Origin of the sequence: Clostridium sp., from assembly GCF_029258205.1 — a bacterium.
In the GTDB taxonomy this organism is placed as follows: Bacteria; Bacillota; Clostridia; order Clostridiales; family Clostridiaceae; genus Sarcina.
The window spans coordinates 24,428-49,440 of sequence record NZ_JARHZJ010000024.1 but is presented as its reverse complement, the minus strand read 5'-3'; the positions used below and the strand labels follow the sequence as shown (position 1 = coordinate 49,440).

Here is a 25,013-nt window from a genome sequence, read left to right as displayed (position 1 = left end):
TGTTAGTATAAAATAGTGGACACGTTTTATCTAACTAATTAAAATAATATTTAGTTAGAGAAAGTATGTGTTTCTAATATGAGTAGTAGAAAAAATATACAGAAGATTACAAGGAAATGATATCAGGAGATTTATATAAGTCTGGAATGATAATTTCTTAAATAAGTAGTTAATATGGCATAGTAAAATCAACTATAAATTGATGGATAAAAGCTAATAAAGAAATAAAAATATCTAAAGATGAGGTTATAACTGAGATAGAATTTAAGGCTTTGAATATAGCATAAATAAGTTCAAATTTTTGTGTCCAAAATATTTACCCAAATGTAACTTTATTTAATTATAATTTATATTTTGAACCTAAAAATCCAATTACAACCCCACATGAATTTGTAGATGAAATTATTGATTATTTTTCTAAAAAATCAATTTGTTTCAATATTATATGAATGTATGGAACCTAAAATAAAAATAATTAGGTGGTGTTTAAGGTGAATTATATTGAAGATATAAAAAATTATGTTCCTTTTAACGAACAAGAAGAAAAAGATAAAGATTTATTTTTAAGATGTCTAAATAATTTTGATGATATATTAACAAGAAATAATACAATTGCTCATTTAACCAGTTCAGCCTTTGCTGTAAATAAAGAAAGAAATAAATTTTTGATGATTCATCACAACATATATAATTCTTGGGCATGGACTGGTGGTCATTCAGATAATGAAGAAGATCAACTTAAAGTTGCAATTAAGGAATTGAAAGAAGAAACTGGAGTTAAAAATCCTATCCCTCTTTTAGATAAAGCTTTCGCATTAGATGTGTTAACAGTAAATGGTCACATAAAAAGAGAAAAATATGTTTCATCTCATCTTCATTTAAATCTTACTTATCTAATAGAATGCTCAGAAGATGAAACACTTATACTTAAAGAGGATGAAAATAGTGGTGTTATGTGGATTCCTTTTAATGAAATAAGTAACTATTGTAATGAAGCTCATATGATTCCAATTTATGAAAAGTTAATAAAAAAACTTAACTCTATAAAATAAAACTTGTATAAATTAAAAACTAATAAAATAAAAAAATATACACTTAGTTTAAAAAGTTACTCTCTCTAAACTAAGTGCATATATTAATTTCTATTTCATTGGATTTTTAGAAGTTGATGTCCATTGATTATCTCCTGCAGTTTTAGGCTGTCTATCTTTTGCTGGAACCATATTAGGGTCTACAGTTGTTGATACCCATTGATTATTTGTTGCTGATTTTAATTTTTTTCCCATGAATAATTACCTCTTTCTATTTTTTTATTAAAATTTTTTCAAACTTATTTTTTGTAATTATATTTTTTTCATCCTAGGTATTTATTAGAAACTTTAATTGACTTATTTTAAACTTTTGATATATAATATATAAAAACTAAATCATTAAAAGCTTTGATTAGGAGTAGTAATATTATCTCATAGCCTAAAGAGAGTTGTGGTTTGCTGTGACACAATGGTATGAAAATATGAACTTACCTATGAGCATATGTGTGAAAAAAAGCACATACGGGAAAAACCCGTTATAAAATCAAGTGAGGAAAAGAAATTTTCCTAATAAGAGTGGTACCGCGAATATCCTTTCGTCTCTTAAATGTTAAGAGATGGAAGGTTTTTTATTTGTTTTTATTTAATTCTAGCAAATAATATTAATTATATAAACTTAGAGGAGGATTAGTTAATGGGTAACTATAGTACTGCCATAGATAAGAAATGGCAAGACAAATGGGCTGAATCAGGCCTTTATAAATTTGATCCAAATAAAGAAGGTGAGAAACTTTACGTTTTAGAAATGTTCTCATACCCTTCAGGTAGCCAATTACATGCAGGTCACTGGTTTAACTATGGACCAGTTGATTCTTGGGCTAGATTTAAAAGAATGCAAGGATACAATGTATTCCAACCAATGGGATTTGATGCTTTCGGTTTACCAGCTGAAAACTTTGCTATAAAAACAGGAATACACCCTCAAGATTCTACAATAAAAAATATAGCTAAAATGGAAGAACAATTAAAAGCAATGGGCGCTATGTTTAACTGGGAAAATGAAGTTGTAACTTGCTCACCTGAATATTATAAATGGACTCAATGGCTATTCCTAAAATTATACGAAAAAGGATTAGCTTATAGAAAAAAAGCTCCTGTAAACTGGTGTCCATCATGTCAAACAGTTCTTGCTAACGAGCAAGTAGTTGATGGAGCTTGTGAAAGATGTTCAACAGAAGTTACTAAAAAAGATCTTACTCAATGGTTCTTTAAAATAACTAACTATGCTGATGAATTATTAGATAAATTAGATGGTTTAGATTGGCCAGAAAAAACAGTTGCTATGCAAAAACACTGGATAGGAAGATCAACTGGTTCTCAGGTTAACTTTAAAGTTAAAGATAGTGATTTAAACTTTGATGTATTCACAACAAGGGTTGATACTTTATACGGAGTTAGTTATGTTGTTTTAGCTCCTGAAAATCCATTAGTAGATAAAATAGTTTCAGCTGAACAAAAAGAAGCAATTGAAAATTACAAAGAAGAAGCTAAAAAACAATCTGATATAGAAAGACAATCTATTTCAAGGGAAAAAACTGGTGTGTTCACTGGTGCATATGCTATTCACCCATTAACAGGTAAAGAAGTTCCTATATGGGTTGGTGATTACGTTCTATCAACTTACGGAACTGGAGCTGTTATGGCAGTTCCCGCTCATGATGAAAGAGATTTTGCTTTTGCTGAAAAATTCAATCTTCCAATAAATAGAGTTATAGAGGCTAAAGATGGTGGTGAAACTACACTTCCATTCTGTGAACAAGGTATATTAGTTAACTCAGGTGAATTTGATGGATTAACTACAGCTGAAGCTAAAGAAAAAATAGTTGAAAAACTATCTTCACTTGGTCTTGGAGAAAAGAAAGTTAACTTTAGATTAAGAGACTGGTTAGTTTCAAGACAAAGATACTGGGGAGCTCCAATTCCTGTAGTTTACTGTGAAGAATGTGGTATAGTTCCTGTACCTGAAAGTCAATTACCAGTTGAATTACCATATGATGTTGAGTTTGCTCCAGATGGAAAATCTCCACTAGCTAAGAGTGAAGCATTTGTTAATACAACTTGCCCACATTGTGGAAAACCAGCTAAAAGAGAAACTGATACTTTAGATACTTTCGTATGTTCATCATGGTATTACTTAAGATATCCTGATAATAAAAATACTGAGGCTCCATTTAATCCTGAGATAATCAATAAAATTTTACCAGTTGATAAATATGTTGGTGGTCCTGAACATGCTTGTATGCATCTTCTTTACGCAAGATTCATAACTAAAGCTTTAAGAGACATGGGATACCTAAACTTTGATGAACCATTTACTTCATTAACTCACCAAGGATTAATCTTAGGACCAGACGGATTAAAAATGAGTAAATCAAAAGGAAATACAATATCTCCTGATGATTATATAAAAGAATATGGTGCTGACGTATTTAGAATGTATCTAATGTTTGGTTTTGCTTACACTGAAGGCGGAGCTTGGAGTGATGATGGAATCAAATCTGTAAATAGATTCGTTGAAAGAATTGAAAGAATCATAGATACTGCTAGAGAAGCAATATCAAAAGGTGAAAATAATAAAACTACAATGGATAAGGCTGAAAAAGAGCTTAATTATTGGAGACATAATACTATAAAATCTGTTACTGATGATACAGATAAGCTTCAATTTAATACAGCAATAGCTAGAATGATGGAGTTCATAAATGCTTTATCTAAATATACTCAAGAGAAAGAAATGAACCTTGATTTCTTAAAAGATGTAGTTTCTGATTATCTAAGATTATTAGCACCATTTGCACCTCACTTTAGTGAAGAACAATGGAGCTTACTTGGAAATTCATACTCAATCTTCAATGAAGCATGGCCAAAATTTGACCCTAAAGCTTTAGTTAAAGATGAAGTTGAAATAGCTATCCAAGTTAATGGAAAAATCAAAAATAAAATAATGGTTTCTTCTGATTTAGATGAAGAAGGCATAAAAGCTGCTGCTTTAGCTGATGAAAAAATCATAGCTTCAACAGAAGGAAAAACAGTTGTAAAAGTAATAGTTATAAAAGGTAGACTTGTGAATATAGTTGTTAAGTAATATAATATTAACGTTGCAAATTTTTTAATGGATTAAAGTTAATACTAATCTTAATAATTAACACTTTTAAATAACAAATTATATATTATACTATGAAAAGGTATCTAAACGCTGAGATTTAACTCCGTTTAGATACCTTTAAATTTTACATTGTTATATGATAATTATTTTTATCAACTTTTATTTCTTTCTCAAAAACTTTATAATATTCTGACTCATGTCCTCTTAAATCAATGTTATCCATTAATTTTATATTCTCAACTATATTATTATCTATTGCTTCTAAAAACTCATCTTTATTTCTAACTAATTCTGTTTCTTTTGCAACATCATAATAAGTATATCCAAAGACTCTTTTTTCATTAATTAACTGATTATTATCACAATTTAAAATTCCACCATCTCTAAATTGTCCTCTTACTTCAATTGGAGAATTTATTTTTATATCTCCTTTTAGGTAAACCTTTGAATCTTTCCCTAAAATATCAATACCAACTCCAGATTTATTTTTTAAATCAAGATTATCTAAGGTTACTACTCCATTTTCAACTTTTAATCCATTACCCCTTTCTTGATTATTTACTATTCTACAATCATTAATGTGAATATTCTTTCCCTCTAAAATATTTACTGCTCTATTAAAAGTAGATTTTATAAAAACGTTTTCTAAAGTTATGTTATCTCCTGATATAGTAATAAGGTTATTCTTATTATTTAACACCTCATTATTATCTTTGCATACTATATTTAAATTTTTTAGCACAATTCCATCTCCCTGTAGTGTAAAAAAATCTCTATTAAGATTTTTAGCTAGTTTAGGAACATAGAGACTGTATCCTTGACCATCTATTACAACATTTGAAGTCATTATATCTACTCCATTAGAAATTAAATTACTCAGATCAATATCTCTTGATAATTTTATCTCTTCTAAGTTCCCATTATTTATTATTTTTAAGAATTGTTCTGTATCTCCTACTGTTTTTTCTATTCTAAAAATATAACCATATCTTTTACTGTCACTTAAGCTTTGATTTATAACTGAATTATCTTTGTTTTTCTCTATTAAATTTACTTCTTTGCCTAAAACTACGCTACTGGAGAGGTTATTTACTACTATAGCAGTTGCTATTATTTTTGCCACTTTTTTATGTGCCATACTAAACTCACCTCTTCTTATTATTTTTATTATGAACTAATTATATCATTTTTTGTATAGGTTTTCAAAAGATAAATTATAGATTTTTTTTACATATCATAGATTTTTTTAACTTTATTAAAATATATATACTAGTCTAAATTATATATTCTATTGTAATTTAGAAAATTAAAATCTAAATACAAAAAGGTTATAATATGTTTTATAAATTAATATCATTATTACAATTAATATAATAATTTCATAATAAATCATATTATAACCAAATTGAAAAATTATCAATTTAAATTTTCTAATTTATTAATAAATAAATTAATAAATATTTAAAACATATATCTTTATGAAATAATAAATATTAAAGAACTTTTCCAAATTCTTTAAGTATCTCTAATACCTTATTCTCATCTATAGGTGAAAAATACTCAATATACTTACTATGATTAAATCTTGTAAATAAGTCCTTTGACATATCCATCCATTCTTCTAATATGTAAACCCATATTATTTCACTAGTTGGACAACTTAATATAAATGACTCTACTCCAAAAAAGCTATACTCTCCAATATCATGAAGTTTTGTTAATTTTACATAATCTTTAACAACTTTGGTTGTTAATTTATATTCATATATATCAACATAGAAAAAGTCAAACTTTTCTCCTTCTGCTTTAAACCCATCACCTTTTACTATTCTTATCTTAGGATTTTCTCCAAAATTTTCTAAATATAAACCGATTATTTCTTCACTCATTTCATAGACAACTATTTCTTTTACCTCATCATTTTTTGCTATTTCCTGAACAAAGTATCCTAATCCTAAACCTAGAACTCCTACTTTACCTTTTGCTCTCTTTATACTTTCAAAAGCTCCTTGAATCTCATGTGGTGCAATTCTCATCCAAAGCTTCGCTCCTTCATATAGTTCTATAGGACTTTCTTTTAATTGCTGCTTATGCTCATATAAATAGCCAGCAAATTCTTTTCTCTCACTATATCTAATAGTAAAATTACCTTTTTTATTCTCTTTTATTTTATTTTTATATTCTTTTATTTTTTCTTCACAATAATCTATATTATACGGTATCATAATTTTTCTTTCCCAACTTTCCTAAAACAATTTATTTTTAATACTCTATAGTTTAAACTAATTCTGATTTCTAAATATAGATAAAAACAACCTTATTAAACTTCATTACTAAATTAAGTTCTCTCTAAATATATATTTAAAATAAACATTTATTTTAAATATAAACTTTTATTGAAATGTTAAAGCTTAAAACTCATAATAATTATATTTTTAGTATACTTTCATATTTTATTTAACTATTTTATTTTAATTTGATATAATAAAGTTCTCAACATATTTTTTATAAAAATCTTTATATTATTACAAAAATATTATAATTAATTTCTACTTTTTACTATTTATATATGGAATAAAAACTTCATATTTAAATTCCTACTAGAATAGTCTTGATTTATTTTGTTTAAAATTATATAATTTAATCAATTAATATTAATTATTAATTAATTGAAATTAAGTAGGTGATCAAATGAAAAAGGTAGCAATGAGCGATGATGCTTATATTGAATTTAAAGAGTTCCTAAAAGCCAATGATATAGATAGTGATGTTATTAGAATAAACTTTGGTGGGAACGGACCTATGGGCCCTATGTTCTATGTATCTGCCGGAGAAAAAAATGAAGGTGATGAAGTTGAAGTAATAAAAGACTTAACTTTTGTTATTGATTCTTCTTTAATCGATTTATTTTTAGGTTTCTCAATACTTTCTGATGAAGAAAATTTTGGTGAAGGATTAACTCTTGATCCATTAATGAGTGATTATGAAGGTAGTGGTTGCAGTGGAAATTGTGGTAGCTGCGGCAGCTGTCACTAATTAAAATTTTAGTGTGATATTATTTTAAAATATATTAATAATAAACTATATAAAGCAATTTTGCTTTAAATTAAAATTTAGGAGGAAATAGATATGTCAGTTGTTAAAATGAGCAATGAAGCTTATACTGAGTTCAAATCTTTTCTACAAGAAAACGGCATAGAAAAATTTGACATAAGAATAAATCTAGCAGGAGTTGGCTGAGGAGGCCCAGTATTTAATATTGTTCTGGATGAACAATCAGATAATGATGAAGTTGTTAAAATCGAAGATATAACATTCTTCGTTGATAAAGAACTTGTTAAAGATTTTGAAGGATTCACTCTACTTTCTTCAGATGAAAATGGTGGTAGAGGATTATCTTTAAAACCAATTAAAGAAAGTGAAGGCGGATGCTCTTCTTGCTCAAGCTGTCACTAATTTTACATATAGAGATGGATTTTATTCCATCTCTATTTTTTTATATTTTTTTAAATTAAAACTATAATAAAAATATAAATTTTATTTAAGTATTTTAAAATTAATTTATATTACTTAAAATAATAATTAAATTTGAATTTACTCTTTTTAACTTTATTCATTAAAATTTTTAAATTGAATTAATTTCAATATTTTTACTAATACGGTTGTTTCTGTTTAATTTTAGTATTATAATTTAATAAATGCTTTATTTTCAAGGAGGAGAGATAATGAATACAACTCTAGTAAACTTAACTCCAACTAAAGAACAAAGAAAATACCAAGAAGATGAACTAATAGCTTTTTTAGACCTTCAAATGAATACATTTACAGCTAATTCTGAAAACAATGATGAGGCTCCTTCTTTATTTAAAAAAGAGACTTCATTTAACACAGATATATGGATAGAAAACTTATTTAAATTTGGATTTAAGAAAGTTATTTTAACTGCTAAGCTTAATAATGGTATTTGTTTATGGCAAAGCAATTGTTCAAAAGTTAATATAACTAATTTTTCTTTGAAAGATAATTATGATGATTTAGTAAAAAAAGTTAGTAAATCTTGTAAAAAGTTTGGACTTAAATTTGGTATTCATCTTACTTTAAAAGATTATCTCACTTTAAACTTAACTCCTGAAGAATACGATAATTACTATATATCTCAATTAAAAGAACTTATGACTAATTATTCACAGGTAAGTGAAGTCATTATGGATATAACCTCTTTAGATCAATATTATGAATCCCTTGATTTTGAAAAATACTTTAGGACTATTAAAGATATAAATCCTCAATGTATGATATCTAGTCCTATTGGACCTGATGTTCGTTGGACATATTATTCTAATATAGAGTCATCTAAAAACTATTTCTACTCTTCTGTAAATTTAGATTTTTTAAAAGAAGATTTTAGCAATGAAAATATTAAAAAAGGAAATATTTATGGAGACACTTGGATTGTCGGTGAAAGTATTTACTCTCTATCTCAATGTTTAAAACATAATAAAGATTCATTATCAAAGCTAAAACATGTGTATAATAATTCATTAGGAAGAAACACAAATTTAGTATTAGTTTTATCTCCTAATACTTATGGATTATTAAATGATAATGAATTAAGTCTACTTTCTAATTTTTCTAAATATATAAAAGAAACTTTTTCTAATAATCTTATTAAGGGATCCTCTATATTAGCTACAAATTCATCTTCTAGCGATAGCTATAATTTAATTGATGACTATAAGAAATCTTATTGGATAGCTAATAAAAATGCTGTTAACCCTTATATAGAAATAAATTTCAAAACTATCACTGAATTTAATATTTTAGAAATTAGAGAGTGGATTGCTGAAGGTCAAAACGTAGAAGAATTTAAAGTTTATGCATATAATAATGGTTGGTTTGAGCTTTATAATGGTACTTCTATAGGATATAGACATATAGCAAAACTTAATAATATCAAAACTAATAAAATTAAGATTTCATTTACTAAATATAAAAATCCACCTATGATTAATCATATTGGTGCATATTTGGGATAATTTTAATAAATAATGTTCTATAAAATAAAAAAATAAATGTAGTAAGTAACTCCTTAAAACTATACTTAATAAAGTTTATGCTTTTAAAAAAGAGTTGTATCAAAACTTATAATTAAAACTTATAATTAAAACTTATAAATATATTCTCTTTATATTTTTATTAGTTTTATTGATCTTTGTTTTGGTATAACTCGCTTTTATTTTACTGTTAAATTAAAATAATTTTTTTGTAAATATAATTAAGTAAAGTTGTATTAATAATAAAATTCCATTAAAATTATTCTTATAATATAATTTCAATATTTTGTAATTACTGGAGGTGCAAAAAATGAATACAGCTTATGACTTTATAATTACTTTAATATTAGCATTTGTATTAGTAATGATGAAACAATATATTTTTGCATTACTTATTATAATAATCTATGCTTTATACAAATATAATAAAAAAAAACCTTATATTTTAGCTTATAAAGGTAATATTTCCTTTAGAAATGGTGAAAGAGAAAAAGCTCTAGAACTTTATAAAAAAGCTTGTACATATAAAAATGCTAGTGATAGCATAAAACTTCAATATGCATATCTTACTCTTTACTTAGGTAATTTAAAAGAAGCCACTAAGCTTCTAAATGCTATTGATTATGATAAACTGCCTGAAAGATTAAGAGCTTCTTATACAATGACAGATTCTCTTATAATTTGGAAAAATGGTGATTTAAAAAAAGCTATTGAAAACTTAAAAAATCTTCACACACAATATGAACACACAACTGTTTATGAAACTTTAGGATATTTCTTAATATTAGATAAAAGATATGAAGAAGCCTTAAAATACAATCTTTTAGCTTATGAATATGATCAAGATAATAAAGTTATAATGGATAATTTAGCTCAATCTTATTATTTCACTGGAAATATAGAAAAAGCTAAGGAAGTATATACTAAACTTTTAGAACAAGATCCTGGAATACCAGAACCATATTATTATTATGGCTTAATACTAAGAGATGAAGGAGATACTAACGGAGCTTTAGAGTCTTTCGATAAAGCATTAACTAAAAGAGAGTCATATCTTTCAGCTCTTAATAAAGATAAGATTAGAGATGCTATATCAGAATTAAACATATAGTAAAAATTTGATGTATAAAAAATATAATAATAAAACTTACAAACAGTATGAAGAGAATTACTAGATTTCGCTTCATACTGTTTGTAAGTTTTGTAAAAAGTTATTTTTATACAGACCTTCTTAATTTTATTTTTCTAAAGCTTTATTAAATTTTTCTTCTATAAATTTTCTTGAATTTTTTATCTCAACTCTATAGTCACCAATTCCTGTATACCAGAACTCAGTAACAAATCTTCTTACTCCCATGTTATATGATTCTTTTATTATACTTTCAAAATCAACATGTCCAGTTCCAAATGGAATTTCCCTAAACTTGCCTGGTTTTGTTTCTTTAAGATGAACAGCCATTATGTGACCTTTACCACTTCTTAAATCTTCAATAACACTTTTATTATATTTAGTAGCAGTATTAGTTATATTTCCACAGTCAGGATAAACACCTAAGTATGGCGAATCAATCTTTTCAACATAACTCATAGCTTTTTCAACTGTGTTCATAAACTCAGTTTCCATAGTTTCAAAAGCTAAAATTATTCCTGATCTAGAAGCCATTTCAACAGCTTTTTTTAGATTTTCATAGAATAATTTTATTGTTTCTTCACTACTCTCTTCATAATAAACATCATACCCTGCTAATTGAATTATCCTAATTCCTAAGTCATCAGCTAACTCTATGGCCTTCTCCATTATTCTCATACCACGATTTCTAGTTGTTTCATCTGTACTTCCTATAGGATATTTTCTATGTCCACTAAGACACATAGTTCTTATTGGAAGACCAACTTCATACATAAGATCTACTAAAACCTGTCTTTCTTCTTTTGTCATATCAAGTCTTTTTAATTTTTCATCAGTTTCATCTATACTTATCTCTAAAAAATCAAAATTATTCTCTTTTGCACATTGAAGTTTTTCTCTCCAAGTAAGTGTATTAGGCATAGCTTTTTCATATAATCCAATAAAATATTCTTTCATCTTAATCAGCTCCTTTTCTTAAGCTCCTGTTTGTCCATAGTAAGCATTTGGACCATGCTTTCTTGAAAAGTGTTTATTTAATAAGTCATCAGACATGCTATCTACATTTTTATTTGCTAATATTTCTGTATTATATGCCATCATTGCTACTTCTTCTAGAACAACAGCATTATGAACAGCATCTTTAGCATCCTTTCCCCAAGTAAAAGGACCATGATTTTTAACAAGTACTGCCGGAATATTCTCTGGATTCATATCTTTGAATCTTTCAACAATCACAACCCCTGTATTATATTCATAATTTTCTTCAATCTCTTCTCTAGTCATATCTCTTGTACAAGGGATTTCATCAGCAAAATAGTCAGCCTGAGTTGTTCCATATGGTTTTATTCCTCTTCCTGCTTGTGCAAATATTGTCGCCCATCTAGAATGAGTATGAACTATTCCTCCTATATTCTTAAACTCCTTGTAAAGTTTTAAATGAGTATCTGTATCTGACGAAGGTTTATATTTTCCTTCAACAATATTTCCTTCCAAATCAACCACAACCATATCTTCTGGTTTCATTGTGTCATACTCAACTCCTGATGGTTTAATTACAACAAGTCCTTTTTCTCTATCTATAGCAGAAACATTACCCCATGTAAAAGTTACCAAATTATATTTTGGAAGAAGCATATTAGCTTCGTAAACTTCTTTTTTTAAGTTCTCTAACATATAAAATACCCTCCTTAGACTCTTAATATCAACCCTTATAACAAATTTGATTAATCAGTAACAATATATAATGCAGCTTGTCCTAACTCTCTGTTTGCAGATATTATTATATCTCTATCATCTTCATTTAAAACAGCAACATTACTTGGTCCAACTCCTGACTCAATAACTACAGTTTCAAATTCTAATTTTTCTTTATCAGTACATTGAATATAAAATAAATCTTTATCGCATCTTCTATAACCACCTATTATAGTTGGAACTCCTCTTAACTTACCACCCCAAACGACATGTCCAAAATCCATTTCTTTTGGATATTCATAAATAATTTTATATTCATCTCCATACTTTTTATTTATTCTAAAATGTTTACCATGGAATTCTTCAATAGTAACTAATTCTTCTTCACCATCTTCATCTATATCTATAACAGCTACATCACTTGTAGGTCTATCCATTATTTTTTCAATAATCCATTCCTCATCACCACTTTGAGGTGGTGTTACTCTAAATATTCCTTCTTGAGATGTTACTAAACCAACCATTTTGCCATCATGATATGCTCTACAATATCCATGGTTTTTAGTTAATCCTTCTTTTATAACCTTAAGCTCAATAGGATTATTTAAATCTTCTGGAAGTTCTCCTACATATATCTTACCTGGATCACTCCAATCATCTTTAAATTGCTTACTATTACATAAAACTGATCCTAAGAAATATAATTTTCCATTAGCTTCTAAAATATCGAAACGATGTACGTATGGTAGCTTAAATAATGTTTTTATTTCCCATTTTCCATTTTCATATCTTCCCCATACTATCTCAGCATCTTCTGATTGAAATGTAGGGAAAAATCTTTGAACTGCTAGAAAATCGCCATTTTTTCCTGGAATAGAAACTATAGACATTGTTCCTCCTGGTCCATCCCAAACAGTTGATTGTTTAAAATCATCCCCCTCATACATGAAACAAGAACCTTCTCCTTCAGTTGCTATAAGTATTTTTCTATCTCCATCAATAATAGTACTACTTGTTGCATAACATCTATGTAAGTTAGTTAAAAACTTCTTTTCTATTTTCATCTTATATTCCTCCTAGATTATAAATAATTAAAATAAATCCTTATTTATAACATAGTACCTATCTCTTAACTCTCTAAGAAATAAGTACTATATCATAACTTTTATATTTATTTATTTACTATATTTTCTACAATCTTTTCTTCAATTTCTTTTTCTGACAAAAGATTTTTAAGTCCTATAACGATAGTTCCTGAAGCCTTAGCTTTATCAAAATTTCCTTTTAATGCATCTGAGCAGAATACTACATCATAGCTTGAAGCTTCTGTTTTTGCTGCTCCTACACTTGTATGATGAATTGATACAGGAATATTTAACTTTTTAAATATTTTCTCTATTTTCATTTTTATAATTTGACTTGATCCCATTCCATTTCCACATGCTGCTATTACTTTTAACATAAATATCTCCTCCTAAATTAACACCAATTATTTCTATATATTTAAATTTCTATCTATTTTATTTTGATAGTTAGTACTAAAATTAACTATCAATTAATTTAAAGCTAATTTTGTGCTTTTTCCTTTTCTTTGTCTTCTAAATATCCTTCATAATCTTCAACTAACTTGAAGTAACCTTTTTTATTTTTAAAATATTGAATTTGAGGTATTAAAAGCATTCCTACTACTGCTATTCCAACCCCTATATAAGCAAACTTGTTCATAAGAACTCCAACTACTGGCCATAATGTATCCCAGTCAAAGTTTCCATGCCATCCTCCAAATTGAGCTAATCCGAAATAGTACGCTGCAAAAGCTCCACCTAAAACCTGTATAACTCCTGAAACGAATGGAATTATCATTGCAGCTTTTAATCCACCTTTTCTATTAGCAAATACTGCAAATGTAGCATTATCGAAGAATAATGGTACAAATCCACTTATTATAAGTACTGGACTTTTGAAAACTACAAGTCCTATTATTGCTATAAATTGACCTATAGCTCCGAATAAGAATCCAATAGTAACTGCATTTGGATGTCCAAATCCATAAGTTGCTGCACAATCTACAGCTGGTACTGATCCTGGAAGTATTTTATTTGAAATACCTTGGAATGATTCAGTAAGTTCTGAAACGAACATTCTAACACCTAGTTGTAATATACTTAAGTAAACTGCAAAGTTAAGTGATTTTTCTAATATGTAAAATAAGAAATTTGTATTTTGATTAAATCCCTTATCAATTGTATGCATTAAATCTGGTCCTAATATTCCCATAATTATTCCGAAGAAAATAGTCATTAATATACCAGTTGCTACAACGTTATCACTAAATATAGATAAGAATCCTGGAAGTTCTAAATCTTCAATACTCTTTTTACTATTTCCTATTTTTCCAGCTATTTTATCAGTTATCCAAACACCTAACATTTGTTGATGTCCTATAGCAAATCCACCACCTTCAGTAAGATCTTGACATGGCTCAACTGTAAGATTAGAAAATACTGCCCAGTATGTTCCAAGAAGTAATCCTAACATTACTACTACTCCCATATTACTTAAATTTGGGAAACAGAAAAATACTAACCATAAAGCTGTAGCTGATTGTTGTACCATTACATGACCTGTAATAAATACTGTACGAACCTTTGTAAATTTTCTAAGCAATACAAGTACTAAGTTAAATAAGAATGCTATAAGTAAAACTACCATCATCATAGAAAAAGATTTTCCTATATTTCCTATAGCCTCTTGAGCTGCTGTTTGTCCAAAATAAGGATCTATAACTGCCGCCTGTAAATTAAATCTATCCTTAAGTCCTGCAAGAATTGGACGGAAGTTACTAACAAGTCCACCTGCTGCAACATTTAAAATTAAATAACCAACTGTTGCCTTTATAAATCCTGCCAAAGCATCATAAAAAGGCCTCTTAAGTAACAAGTAACCAATAAGAACTATAAATCCAATGAAAAATGCAGGCTTTGTCAGAATGTTATTTTGGAAAAACTCCCAAATGTAGATTATAAAATCCATAATACTTCTCCTCCCATATCCCTTTTCTTAACTTGTTCCAATATTATTTAAACTGTTTTAATTTATAACTTAAAAACTAAATGAATTTAGTCTTACATATTTACTATAATTTCTACAGTACTTTAGTTTAAAACCTACCTAAAGCACTGTAGAAACTTTAAAACTTGTTTTTCAAAGTCTTTTATGCTAATTTTTTAAGATCCTCAACTGATTGAGCTTCTAGAAGCTTTTCTACAGTTTCTTCATCTGAAATTAAATCAACCATTTTAGTTAAATTTTTTAAATGTACCTCATTATCTACTGAAGCTAAAACAAAGAACAATTGAGCATCATACTCTTCACCTTCACCAAAACTTACAGGAGTATTAGTTTTCATAAAACATATAGCTGTTTCATTAACTCCATGTCCTTCTTGTGCATGAGGTATAGCTATCTTTGGTGCAATTACTATATATGGTCCATGTTTTTTAATACTCTTTATTATTAAATCCGCATATTCTTTTTCGATAACTTTTTCTTTTTCTAAGGGAGCACATGCAGCCTTAACTGCATCCTCCCAATTATCAAAGCCATCATGAAAAGAATATCTACCTTTTTCTATTAATTCTTTTAACATGATAATTTCCTCCACTCTTAAATCTTATAGGAATGAGTTATATGGTAAGTTTATATCTACAGAGAAACAATCATCAAATCCCCTTGGATAATGATATTCTCTCTTATCCTTATCTTCTGGGAATGTAAACTTTCCACCTACTTGCCATATGAATGGTATAAATTTATATTGTAATCTATATTTTTTCATATCATATAATGCTAAGATTTCATTTGTATCAGCTTGGAAGTTTGACCATATATCATGATGGAATGGTATTACTACTTGAGTATTTAACGCTTCAGCCATTCTTAAAATATCTACTGATGTCATTTTATCTGTAATTCCTCTTGGATTTTCTCCATATGATCCAAGAGCAACATCTATTTTATAATCATTTCCATGCTTAGCATAATAATTTGAATAATGTGAATCTCCACTATGATAAAGATTTCCTCCTGGAGTTTCTATTAAATAGTTAACAGCCTTATAATCCATATCTACTGGCATTTTTCCTCTTAAATCTCCTTCTGGAGGAGCTGTTATTAAAGCTGTTCTATCAAAAGATTCTAAAGCATGTAACTCTATATCTTTTATTTTTATTACATCTCCTGGTTTAACAACTATACATCTTTCCTTTGGAACTCCCCATCCTATCCATTTATCAACACATGCTTGTGGTCCTATAAATGGAACATCTTCTGAACAATTTTTCAAAACTGCTGCTGCAACATTTATATCTATATGATCGTTATGATCATGTGTTGATATTATTGCATCAACATTCTTTATTGCAAATGGATCTAATACAAAAGGTGCAACTCTTAAATTAGGTTGTAACTTCTTACCTCCACACATTCTTGCCATTTGATGCTCTGGATTTATGTAAGGATTCTTCTTTGTTCTTTTTCCACTTCCACACCAAAAATCTATACATATGTTTGTATTTCCTTGAGTTTTAAGCCATATTCCTGTGCATCCAAGCCACCACATAGAAAATGTTCCTGGTTTAACTACTTCATTTTCTATTTCTTCATTTAACCAAGTTCCCCACTCTGGGAATGTATTTAAGATCCATGATTCTCTTGTTATTTCATTTACTTGACTCATAATTATACCTCCGCCCCTTGATTATTTTATTTTTTGATTATTTTGATCGTTTTTAAATTCATTCAATCACTTTATGATTTAATTATATATTGAAATTGTTTTCTTCGCAAGTATTTTTTTATTTTTTATGTTTTTTTGCGCTATATTTCAAATCGTTTTAATTTTAATGTTCGTTTTGCTCATTTTTATGCTATGTTTAAATTGATTTATACTGTTCTTTTATGTACAATTATTATAAAGATTAATGCCAAGTTTAATAATAAATATATACTTTATAATAAACTTAAGTATTTAATCATCAAAGCTAAATATAACTTCATATTTCATAGAATTAATATCTATAGATTTTAATACTTCTTTAAATATCTATGTATAATTTAATTTTAAATTTATAATAATTATTGGAATATTTTGAGAAATATCGCTAAATAATATTAGTTAGGAGGAATTTATAATGAAAAATGCAAAAAGCTTTGTTTTTAAAAGGCAGCAAGCCATATTAGAATATTTAAAAGAAAATAAATTCGCTAAAACAGAAGAATTAGCTACTTTATTAAAAACATCTAATATAACAATAAGAAGAGATTTTCAAAACCTAGAAAAAGAAGGTTTTATAAGAAGAAAATATGGGGGTGCTGAACTTATTGAAGAATCTTTAAGTAAAGGAGCTTCAAGTGAAGAACCTTATTTAAATCATAGTTACGTTAAAACAGAAAAAATTAAAGATTCTATAGCTAAAAAAGCTGCTGAATTTATAAAAGACGGAGATAGTATATTCATAAATTCTAGTTCAACTGCAATAAAGCTCTTAGAATATATAGAAAATAAGAGAGTTATGGTAATTACAAACAATGGTAAAATCTTAGGTATGAATTTATCACCTAATGTAGAGATAATACTTACAGGCGGTGAAGTATACGGAAGAAAACAATCTATGGTTGGTGATATGGCTACTCAGATAATCTCTAAAATAACTGCAACTAAATGCTTTATTGGAGTTAGTGGTATAAATGCCAATTCTGGCCTTAGTACATCTATTCTCCAGGAAACTACAGTAAATATGAAGATGCTAGAAAATTGTAATGGTCCAACTTTTATATTAGCAGACAATTCAAAAATAGGTATACATCATAACTTTTCTAGCGGAGATATTTCTAAGGTTAATTATTTAATCACAAATAAAATAGAAAATGATAATGATGAACTTGAAAAATTAAGAGAAAAAGGAGTAAAAATACTATTCTCATAATATTTCAATATTATTTCTTATTAAATTTTTAAAAAATTAAGTAAAAAAGATAAGAGCAAATTAATTACTTTTATCTTTTTTACTTATATAACTATATATTTTTATAAAACTTTCATAAAATAGTTTGTATTCTTTCATTATCTAATTTTAATACATAAACTATTAAGTTATTATTGTGTCAATACATCCATTTTTAATATAGATTTTTCTTTTAATGCATTCATATAAGTATCTCTTGGACTTGTCATACCATGAACTTCTATACCAATTTCTCTAACTCCAAAAGTTCTATATTTTATATGAGAAAACATATATTCACATAACTTTATGCATCTATCACAATAAATACATTTTTCCTCATACCAAATAACTTTTCCATCACTAATTTACAAGGAACCTACTTCACATTTTTCCACAAGTTATACATTTATTTATAGTCTCAGGATTGTGGCAATATAAACATTCAAAATTACACCTCTCAAAAATATAACCATACTATTTCCTCGTCCATCAACACAAGAAAATTCAATTATCTTATTTATTAAATCCATAATATCACTTACTTTCTAACCTTGCTTTCAAAGGCATGAAAATTATTTTTAGTCCAAGTCCATTAGCTTTTTCTGACTCCCCAAATCTATCACTTTATTTCTCTTATACCTAGCAAAATATTTACAGCATCAGCTAACTCTACTACTCCAAACATTCCTGTAAATAATTTTTCTAAATAAATCATTCTTTTACTAAGAAATTTTATTAACCTGCAAAAGATTAAATCATATTGCAGGTTTTTTTGATATTAAAATAATTAATATATTTTTTTCATAATATAATAACAGATTTTCTACTTTTGATCTAATACTTTATATAAAAAATCAATTGCATCATTATAACTTAATCCATTATGACCTTTTTCTTTTTCGTAATGTAGTATAACTTCAATATCATTATAACCTAAAATATCATTACTTTCTTCCATACTATACAAAAATGGTATTAATTGTGTAGAGTTGTCTGCTACAGAACATAAATTTACATGCAAATAAATTTTAGGAACATAACCACTTTTTTTAAATGCCTCCATGATACTGAATCTTTCTTTATACTTTAGAGAATCACTTACATTATCAAAACAAAACGTTATCACACTATCTAATGCTTCTTTGAAAATCCACCTTGTAGTATCTAGTTGTGCATTGTCTGCAACAACCTTTGCACCTTTTAAATATATTCCCATAATAATTGATAGATAACCTCCTGCTGAAGTTCCATAAATAACCGTATTATCAAGGCTTATATTCATCTTTTCTATTATTGTTTTGAGTATTAAACTACTATTTTCAAGATAATAATTTTCATTTTTTCCTATGCCCCATCCAATCTGTAAATAATCATCTATATAAATAGTAGGATCCATACAGAAAACAGATGATGTTTTTATTTGATTAGCCCAGCTATGCCTTTGAAACACAGGTACATTTACATTTCCACCAGCAATAGCACCATTATTAAAAACTATCAATTTATCACTATTACTTTTTCTATTGATTAAATATTCATAAGGAACATCATCTTTTAAGACTCTTAGTACATATATATTATCATTTTCTATACTTATATTATTAAGATCACAATATTTTATTGTATACTCTGGATACGGCAACTTTTCAATTTTTGAATTAACACTTGCTGTTCCCAATACATTTTCAATTAAAGAGCTAGTTTTTTCTACTTCTGTATTAATATCATACTCATCACCTATACTAAAAACTTTTTTACATCCATCATATTTATTCAAATATCTAATTAATACCTGAGCTAATTCTTTTTCATTATAATCAATTATTGTTCCACAGTTATACTTTTCAATCAATTCTCTTGCCACTCCCACATCCGTTGAAATTATAGGTGTATTAAGCATAACACTTTCAACAAGAGCAAGGCTAAATCCCTCGCTTAATGAAGTTAAAATAGTTGCAACACTATTTTTTATATAAGGGTATGGGTTTTCAACAAATCCAAGTATTCTAACATTTTCATTGAGTTTGTTATCATTTATATATCTTTCAAGTTTTAAACGATCATCTCCATCTCCAAGGATATAAATTATAAAATCATCACGATATTCTTTTAATTCTTTTGCTGCTTTTAAAAGTAAAATTTGATTTTTATTATAATCAAGTCTTCCTAATGTTGTAAAAATCATTTTATCTGGAAGATCAACTGCTTTTTCACTTAAAAGTTTTATCTTCTCACCATCAACTGAATTTGAAATTTTAACTACATTTTTTGTTATTCCAAATAGTTCTTTAAGTGTATTTTTTGTTACTTCAGAAATAACTACAATTTTATCAAAAACTTTCAATACATTTGCTTGCATTTCATATTCCTGTTTTACTATTTTATATTCATTTGTGGTTTTATCAAGAATAGTATAATCAAGCTCACACATATCTCCTCTAATCCAAATAATTTTTTTACCTCCAACTATATATGAAGCCAAATATGAAGGAGCATTATGATTACATGCTATGATACAATCATATTTTTTACGAAGCCACTTGTTAAAAAGACTCGGATTTGAAAGTAACTTATAATAATTTTTTAGAGCTTTAACTTCATCTAATTTTTCATCTGTATAATCAATAATAGGTTCTAATAATTTGATATTATTATTAAATATTGAATTATTTGAATACTTAAATAAAGGCAAAATACTTATATCATATTTTGTGTTGTCAAATCTATTTAAAACATCTGCCAAAGATTTTTCAGTTCCATATCCATATGATACACTCCAAGTAATGAACAATATTTTTTTCATTATATCACCTCAATTTTTATAATATGATTAATATTGTGTTTTGGTGATGTGTTTAAATATATTTTGCCCATCTTACTCACAGAAGAATTTTTGCTATTTAACTTGGTTATTTAATTCATTAACAGTTATAGTTTTGCATCCTCTTTCTTTTAAAGCAGAAATTATCTTTAATATAGGAGAATTTTCATTAAACTCATATATTTTCTCATTACTTATACTATTATTTTTATTCTCTATACTACCTAAAAACATATATGGATGTATGAAAAATGCTGTTAAAATTTCATTGCTATAATTTTTAATTCTTATAGCTACTGTATCTCCATTATCCTTAACATATCCTAAGGGAGCAGGTACATATAATGTAGACTTGTTACTAAAGCTTATTAATGGGTTTAAGTTCCAATATCCAGCATAAGGTTCAAACATAATTGGAAAGTATTTTTCTATTATTTTTTGCTGATTTCTATCTGCTTTGTAATGGGGACTTTCAAAGAAACCTATAGGTATATTTAAGGTCTTAGCTGTTTTTAATGATGATTCAACTATTTCCACAACTTTATTTTTATTACTATTAACACTCCATTTTAGCTCTACCCCAACACCACTTATTTGCTTATTATGTTGATGAGTATATCCATGAAGACCAATTATACCACCTCTATTTATTAAATGATCTAACATATTTATAAAATGTACATTTTCAAAATTATTATTTTTAAGCAAATCATTATCTATGTTTTCCTTGGGATTTATGTATCTAGGTATCCAAGCTATATGAAATACTATATTATTAGCTTTAAAATAATCACTTAAGTATTTCATTTTTTCCATGTTATCATCTTTAGAAAAAACTCCCCCTGCACTAACATCTTCTAATCTTATTAAAGCAGCTTTTCCTTCATTAACTTTATAATTACAATTTATATTATTAGTTTTTCCCTCAAACATATAAATTGAGTTTTCATTTTCATACCAATCATCTCTTGCTTCAATAAGTTCTTTAAAGTCATTTATAGAAATATATTTTTTATTATCTAAATCTAAAACTTCTCCTCTTAAATCTAATTTATCTTTTTCTTTTATAATCTCTTTTTTATCTAAATCTATGTAGTTTTTATTTATCTTGCTTAAAATCTTATTTTCCTCAATTGATACTTGTCCATTTTTCTCTAAATCGTCTACAGAAATATAATACCTTAAATTCTTTTCATAAATTTTATCATTTAAATTAATTTGGTTATTATTAATAAATAAATTTAATCCTTCAACCCTGTTTATAGCTCTATTCTTCTCCCCATCTACTTTTAAATATTTTATTTCTTCTCTTTTAACATTAGAATTAAATGTTATTTTATTGCCACAAGCTTTTATATCTGTTATAGTATTTTTTCTAAATTTAATTATTTTAAATGTTATAACAATTAAAGCAACAAAAAAAATTATTAATAATGCTAAAACTATATTCTTGATATTTTTTTTCACCAAATTCCTCCTTATAAATTTTTATTAAAATACATCTTATAAATTAAACTAAAAATTTGCTGTTTAATTAAGTTATATTTTTAACTATATAAAAACAATATAGCACATATTGATTTTCAATTAAATCAATATGTGCTATATTTTTATTTTATCTAGCCCACTCATGAAGATTATCCTTCATTTCTTGTAAGCCATCCATAAGGGTATATCCATCCCCTTTTTCTTTTTCTAAATGTTTAACAATTCCAAAAGGTTTATTTAAACTTAACTGTTCTTTATCTGTTAAAACCCAAAGAGTTCTATAATTTATAGGTTTAACTTCTAAATCTTTTTCCCCAACTCCATCTGTAAAATACACAAGAATATGATTTCTCATATTATTTTCTTTTATATACCTAAATACTGGAGAAAATCTCGTTGAGCCATTCTTTTTACTTCTTGGCTTTATATCTTTTATTCCTTTTAAATCATATACTCTTCTTATTTCATCATCACATTCAATAACTTTTATTTCAGCATTTTTATTTTTTACTATACCTAAAACTTCTATTATTATATTTTCAAATTCTTTATCAGAGATTGATGCTGAAACATCTATTGCTATTAATATTTTAGGAATAGAATTTGGTAATTTTCCTCTAAGATCTAATCTTTCTGGAAGACGTCTATCTTTTCTTGTTATGGTTTTTCTATAACTTCCTCTTGTTGTAGGAATTATATCCTTTAAAAATTCACTCCAATTTATTTCTGGTTTTTCTTTCATTAGTAAGATTATTTTTTCTAAATCTTTAGGAGCCTTTCCCTTATATGCATTTATCGCTGTTTTCTTAGTTGTTCCCTCTAAACTATCTAAACTTATAGAAACCTCTTCCCATACTTCATGAGATTTTTCTTGACTTACCAAATCACCAGCATTTTTATTATCACCAGTAATACCATATTTTTTTCTTCTTTCAATTGATTTTTGAATTTCTTCTGCATATTTTTCCATAGGCATATCTGGTTTTAACTCTAGGTTATATTCTAAATTTACATAATCTAACCTTTTACTATAAGGAGGCAAATTCTTTATATACTGATTTATTGCTATATCCATAGCTATACTAACAGCAAGTTTTGAATATTTTTGACTTAAAGCCTTTTCCCTAGAATAATGAGACATCATTATATGATAAACTTCATGCTTTAAAAGAGCCTGAACCTCTTTTAAATCACATTCTAATATTATTCTTGGATTAAATACCATTGTGAAATATCCCATTTCTGGTTTAGTGGCTATGGGCCATTTAATATCAATTCTTATCTCTCTCTTTACATGAATCAAAAACTGACCAAAAAATGAATTTTCTTTATCATAAAGAGATATTATTACATTCTCTATTAAACTCCAAAATTCCCTCTTAAAATCATCTTTTAAAGGTTTATTCTCCTCTTCAGCTTCTATTACTATATTAAGAAGTTTTCTTCTAGTTCTTTCAAAATCCATAAGATTTCACCACCTAGTTATATATATCAAAGAATGCTTCTAAGAATTTATCCTCATTTAATAAATTTCTATATAATTTTTCTGAGTGATCACTTTTTATTTCCTTCATTATTCCTAATCTTAAATCCTTTGGATAACAAGATAATAAATCTGAGAATACTTCTAATTCTTTATTATAATCCTTTAATCCTTCAAGATAATATAAAGCACTCTTAGCTATTATATACATTCTTGAATGATTTTCACTCATTATTCTTTCTCTAATATTAAATCCTAAAACATCACTTTCAAAAATTTCTTCATTTGAAATTATAGGCTTATTAAGATTGCTTATATATGCTATAAATTCTTGCGCTATTGTTGAACCTACATTTCCCTTTAAAGCATTATATAATATTTCTTTAGAAAAGTTCTTTTTATTTAATAAATACACTCTATAAGCCTTAGAAACCCTTTCCCAACTTCTTGGAGTGGCTTTTATTGTTTCTAGTGAATTAGGAGTATGAAAATATTCAGGAAATGTTGATAAAAACTCTATTATATGTTCATGGATATTTCCTTCTCCCATTGCCCAACTCATCCATTCTTTAAGATTTGAACTAATATCTATCCAAACAAATCTATCTTCTTGGGCTGGATCCATTTCAATAACCTGATAATCACTATCTTCATAGTTATCATATTTATTTGATGGATTCATAGCTGCTAATATATACACATTCTCATTTAATTTATATCCATTTATCTCCTTATTTAATATAAGATTCATAAGTTCTTGTTGAACTGCATGCTCACATCTATTTAATTCATCAATAAATAAAAGAACCTTTTCTCCCTTTTCAATATGATCATCAATCTCCATAAGTTTTACATGTGTAGCATATTTTGTTATACTTCTTTTTACTACGTCACCTTTAAAGACAATTTCTTTCTTCTCTACCATTGGGAGACCACCTATTTCTCCCTCCTTAAGAAGATTTCCATCTATAGTAACTAAATGATAATTATTTATTCTACTAAGTTCCTTTGCTAAAGAAGTTTTTCCTATACCACTTTCTCCTATTAAAAGAGGTACTTCTCCTGTCATAAGAACTAAATTAACTGTACTTAACGCTTCTTTAAAATCCACTTTAGTGTCCCTTCTTTCTATAAATCT

At 26.8% G+C, this 25,013-nt stretch carries 21 protein-coding genes, 1 pseudogene and 1 other annotated feature; of the genes and pseudogenes, 7 read left to right on the top strand and 15 right to left on the bottom strand.

Translation table 11 applies throughout. The features are described from left to right. Positions 1-491 precede the first annotated feature (491 nt). Entirely contained in the window at positions 492-1,052 is a 561-nt protein-coding gene (locus Q1J60_RS03230; protein ID WP_300258427.1) for an NUDIX hydrolase, read from the top strand. 90 nt (positions 1,053-1,142) lie between these two features. Here Q1J60_RS03230 and Q1J60_RS03225 read toward each other — a convergent pair whose 3' ends face one another. Then, a complete protein-coding gene (locus Q1J60_RS03225; protein ID WP_003453032.1) occupies positions 1,143-1,286 on the bottom strand; it encodes a hypothetical protein in 144 nt (47 codons plus the stop codon). A gap of 144 nt (positions 1,287-1,430) precedes the next feature. Then, positions 1,431-1,638 (top strand) — a binding site (T-box leader). 87 nt (positions 1,639-1,725) lie between these two features. Here Q1J60_RS03225 and leuS point away from each other — a divergent pair. Continuing rightward, positions 1,726-4,176 (top strand): leucine--tRNA ligase, encoded by a 2,451-nt coding sequence (leuS, locus tag Q1J60_RS03220; protein ID WP_300258424.1) that lies wholly within the window; start codon positions 1,726-1,728, stop codon positions 4,174-4,176. A gap of 145 nt (positions 4,177-4,321) precedes the next feature. Here the strand turns inward: leuS and Q1J60_RS03215 are convergent, their stop codons facing one another. Together Q1J60_RS03215 and Q1J60_RS03210 are read right to left on the bottom strand one after the other, a co-directional pair. Then, on the bottom strand, positions 4,322-5,335 hold the full coding sequence (locus Q1J60_RS03215) for a pectate lyase-like adhesive domain-containing protein (RefSeq protein ID WP_300258421.1): 1,014 nt from the start codon (positions 5,333-5,335) through the stop codon (positions 4,322-4,324). 355 nt (positions 5,336-5,690) lie between these two features. Next, positions 5,691-6,422, bottom strand: a complete 732-nt coding sequence (locus Q1J60_RS03210; protein ID WP_300258418.1) for a hypothetical protein — start codon at positions 6,420-6,422, stop codon at positions 5,691-5,693. A 466-nt stretch (positions 6,423-6,888) separates the two neighbouring features. On the opposite strand from Q1J60_RS03210, the gene Q1J60_RS03205 reads away from it, so the two are divergent. The 4 genes from Q1J60_RS03205 to Q1J60_RS03190 all read left to right on the top strand — a co-directional run bounded on the left by Q1J60_RS03205 (position 6,889) and on the right by Q1J60_RS03190 (position 10,362). Beyond that, positions 6,889-7,233, top strand: a complete 345-nt coding sequence (locus tag Q1J60_RS03205; protein ID WP_300258416.1) for a HesB-like protein — start codon at positions 6,889-6,891, stop codon at positions 7,231-7,233. 93 nt (positions 7,234-7,326) lie between these two features. Further along, positions 7,327-7,653, top strand: coding sequence for a HesB-like protein (locus tag Q1J60_RS03200; RefSeq protein WP_300258413.1), 327 nt, complete (start codon positions 7,327-7,329; stop codon positions 7,651-7,653). Positions 7,654-7,922: 269 nt separating this feature from the next. Continuing rightward, positions 7,923-9,233 (top strand): alpha-L-fucosidase, encoded by a 1,311-nt coding sequence (locus Q1J60_RS03195; RefSeq protein ID WP_300258410.1) that lies wholly within the window; start codon positions 7,923-7,925, stop codon positions 9,231-9,233. A gap of 328 nt (positions 9,234-9,561) precedes the next feature. Continuing rightward, positions 9,562-10,362 carry a tetratricopeptide repeat protein gene (locus Q1J60_RS03190; RefSeq protein ID WP_300258407.1) on the top strand — a complete coding sequence of 267 codons (801 nt, stop codon included), beginning with the start codon at positions 9,562-9,564 and terminating at the stop codon, positions 10,360-10,362. Between the two features lie 126 nt (positions 10,363-10,488). On the opposite strand, the gene Q1J60_RS03185 is transcribed toward Q1J60_RS03190, so the two are convergent. From Q1J60_RS03185 to ulaG, 7 genes are all read right to left on the bottom strand, one after another. Continuing rightward, a complete protein-coding gene (locus Q1J60_RS03185) occupies positions 10,489-11,337 on the bottom strand; it encodes an L-ribulose-5-phosphate 3-epimerase (protein WP_300258405.1) in 849 nt (282 codons plus the stop codon). Positions 11,338-11,355: 18 nt separating this feature from the next. Then, entirely contained in the window at positions 11,356-12,054 is a 699-nt protein-coding gene (araD, locus tag Q1J60_RS03180) for an L-ribulose-5-phosphate 4-epimerase (protein ID WP_280557586.1), read from the bottom strand. Positions 12,055-12,104: 50 nt separating this feature from the next. Continuing rightward, on the bottom strand, positions 12,105-13,139 hold the full coding sequence (locus Q1J60_RS03175; protein ID WP_300258402.1) for a hypothetical protein: 1,035 nt from the start codon (positions 13,137-13,139) through the stop codon (positions 12,105-12,107). 107 nt (positions 13,140-13,246) lie between these two features. Further along, a complete protein-coding gene (locus tag Q1J60_RS03170) occupies positions 13,247-13,537 on the bottom strand; it encodes a PTS sugar transporter subunit IIB (RefSeq protein WP_300258399.1) in 291 nt (96 codons plus the stop codon). A 104-nt stretch (positions 13,538-13,641) separates the two neighbouring features. Then, entirely contained in the window at positions 13,642-15,108 is a 1,467-nt protein-coding gene (gene ulaA, locus Q1J60_RS03165; RefSeq protein WP_300258396.1) for a PTS ascorbate transporter subunit IIC, read from the bottom strand. A gap of 181 nt (positions 15,109-15,289) precedes the next feature. Then, on the bottom strand, positions 15,290-15,724 hold the full coding sequence (locus tag Q1J60_RS03160; protein WP_300258394.1) for a PTS sugar transporter subunit IIA: 435 nt from the start codon (positions 15,722-15,724) through the stop codon (positions 15,290-15,292). A 24-nt stretch (positions 15,725-15,748) separates the two neighbouring features. Beyond that, on the bottom strand, positions 15,749-16,813 hold the full coding sequence (gene ulaG / locus Q1J60_RS03155) for an L-ascorbate 6-phosphate lactonase (protein ID WP_300258391.1): 1,065 nt from the start codon (positions 16,811-16,813) through the stop codon (positions 15,749-15,751). A gap of 454 nt (positions 16,814-17,267) precedes the next feature. Here ulaG and Q1J60_RS03150 point away from each other — a divergent pair, with 454 nt between their 5' ends. Continuing rightward, the gene (locus tag Q1J60_RS03150; protein ID WP_300258388.1) at positions 17,268-18,062 is read left to right on the top strand and encodes a DeoR/GlpR family DNA-binding transcription regulator; all 795 of its coding nucleotides are present in this window, start codon (positions 17,268-17,270) and stop codon (positions 18,060-18,062) included. A gap of 266 nt (positions 18,063-18,328) precedes the next feature. Here Q1J60_RS03150 and Q1J60_RS13025 read toward each other — a convergent pair. The 5 genes and pseudogenes from Q1J60_RS13025 to Q1J60_RS03120 all read right to left on the bottom strand — a co-directional run. Next, positions 18,329-18,613, bottom strand: a pseudogene (locus Q1J60_RS13025) (glycine radical enzyme activase); the annotation flags it as partial. Between the two features lie 293 nt (positions 18,614-18,906). Beyond that, on the bottom strand, positions 18,907-20,886 hold the full coding sequence (locus Q1J60_RS03135) for a glycosyltransferase (protein ID WP_300258382.1): 1,980 nt from the start codon (positions 20,884-20,886) through the stop codon (positions 18,907-18,909). Between the two features lie 93 nt (positions 20,887-20,979). Next, positions 20,980-22,371: a polysaccharide deacetylase family protein gene (locus tag Q1J60_RS03130; RefSeq protein ID WP_300258380.1), complete on the bottom strand. Its 1,392-nt coding sequence runs from the start codon at positions 22,369-22,371 to the stop codon at positions 20,980-20,982. A 148-nt stretch (positions 22,372-22,519) separates the two neighbouring features. After that, entirely contained in the window at positions 22,520-23,857 is a 1,338-nt protein-coding gene (locus Q1J60_RS03125; RefSeq protein WP_300258377.1) for a vWA domain-containing protein, read from the bottom strand. 13 nt (positions 23,858-23,870) lie between these two features. Beyond that, the gene (locus Q1J60_RS03120; protein ID WP_300258374.1) at positions 23,871-24,986 is read right to left on the bottom strand and encodes an AAA family ATPase; all 1,116 of its coding nucleotides are present in this window, start codon (positions 24,984-24,986) and stop codon (positions 23,871-23,873) included. Positions 24,987-25,013: the final 27 nt, after the last annotated feature.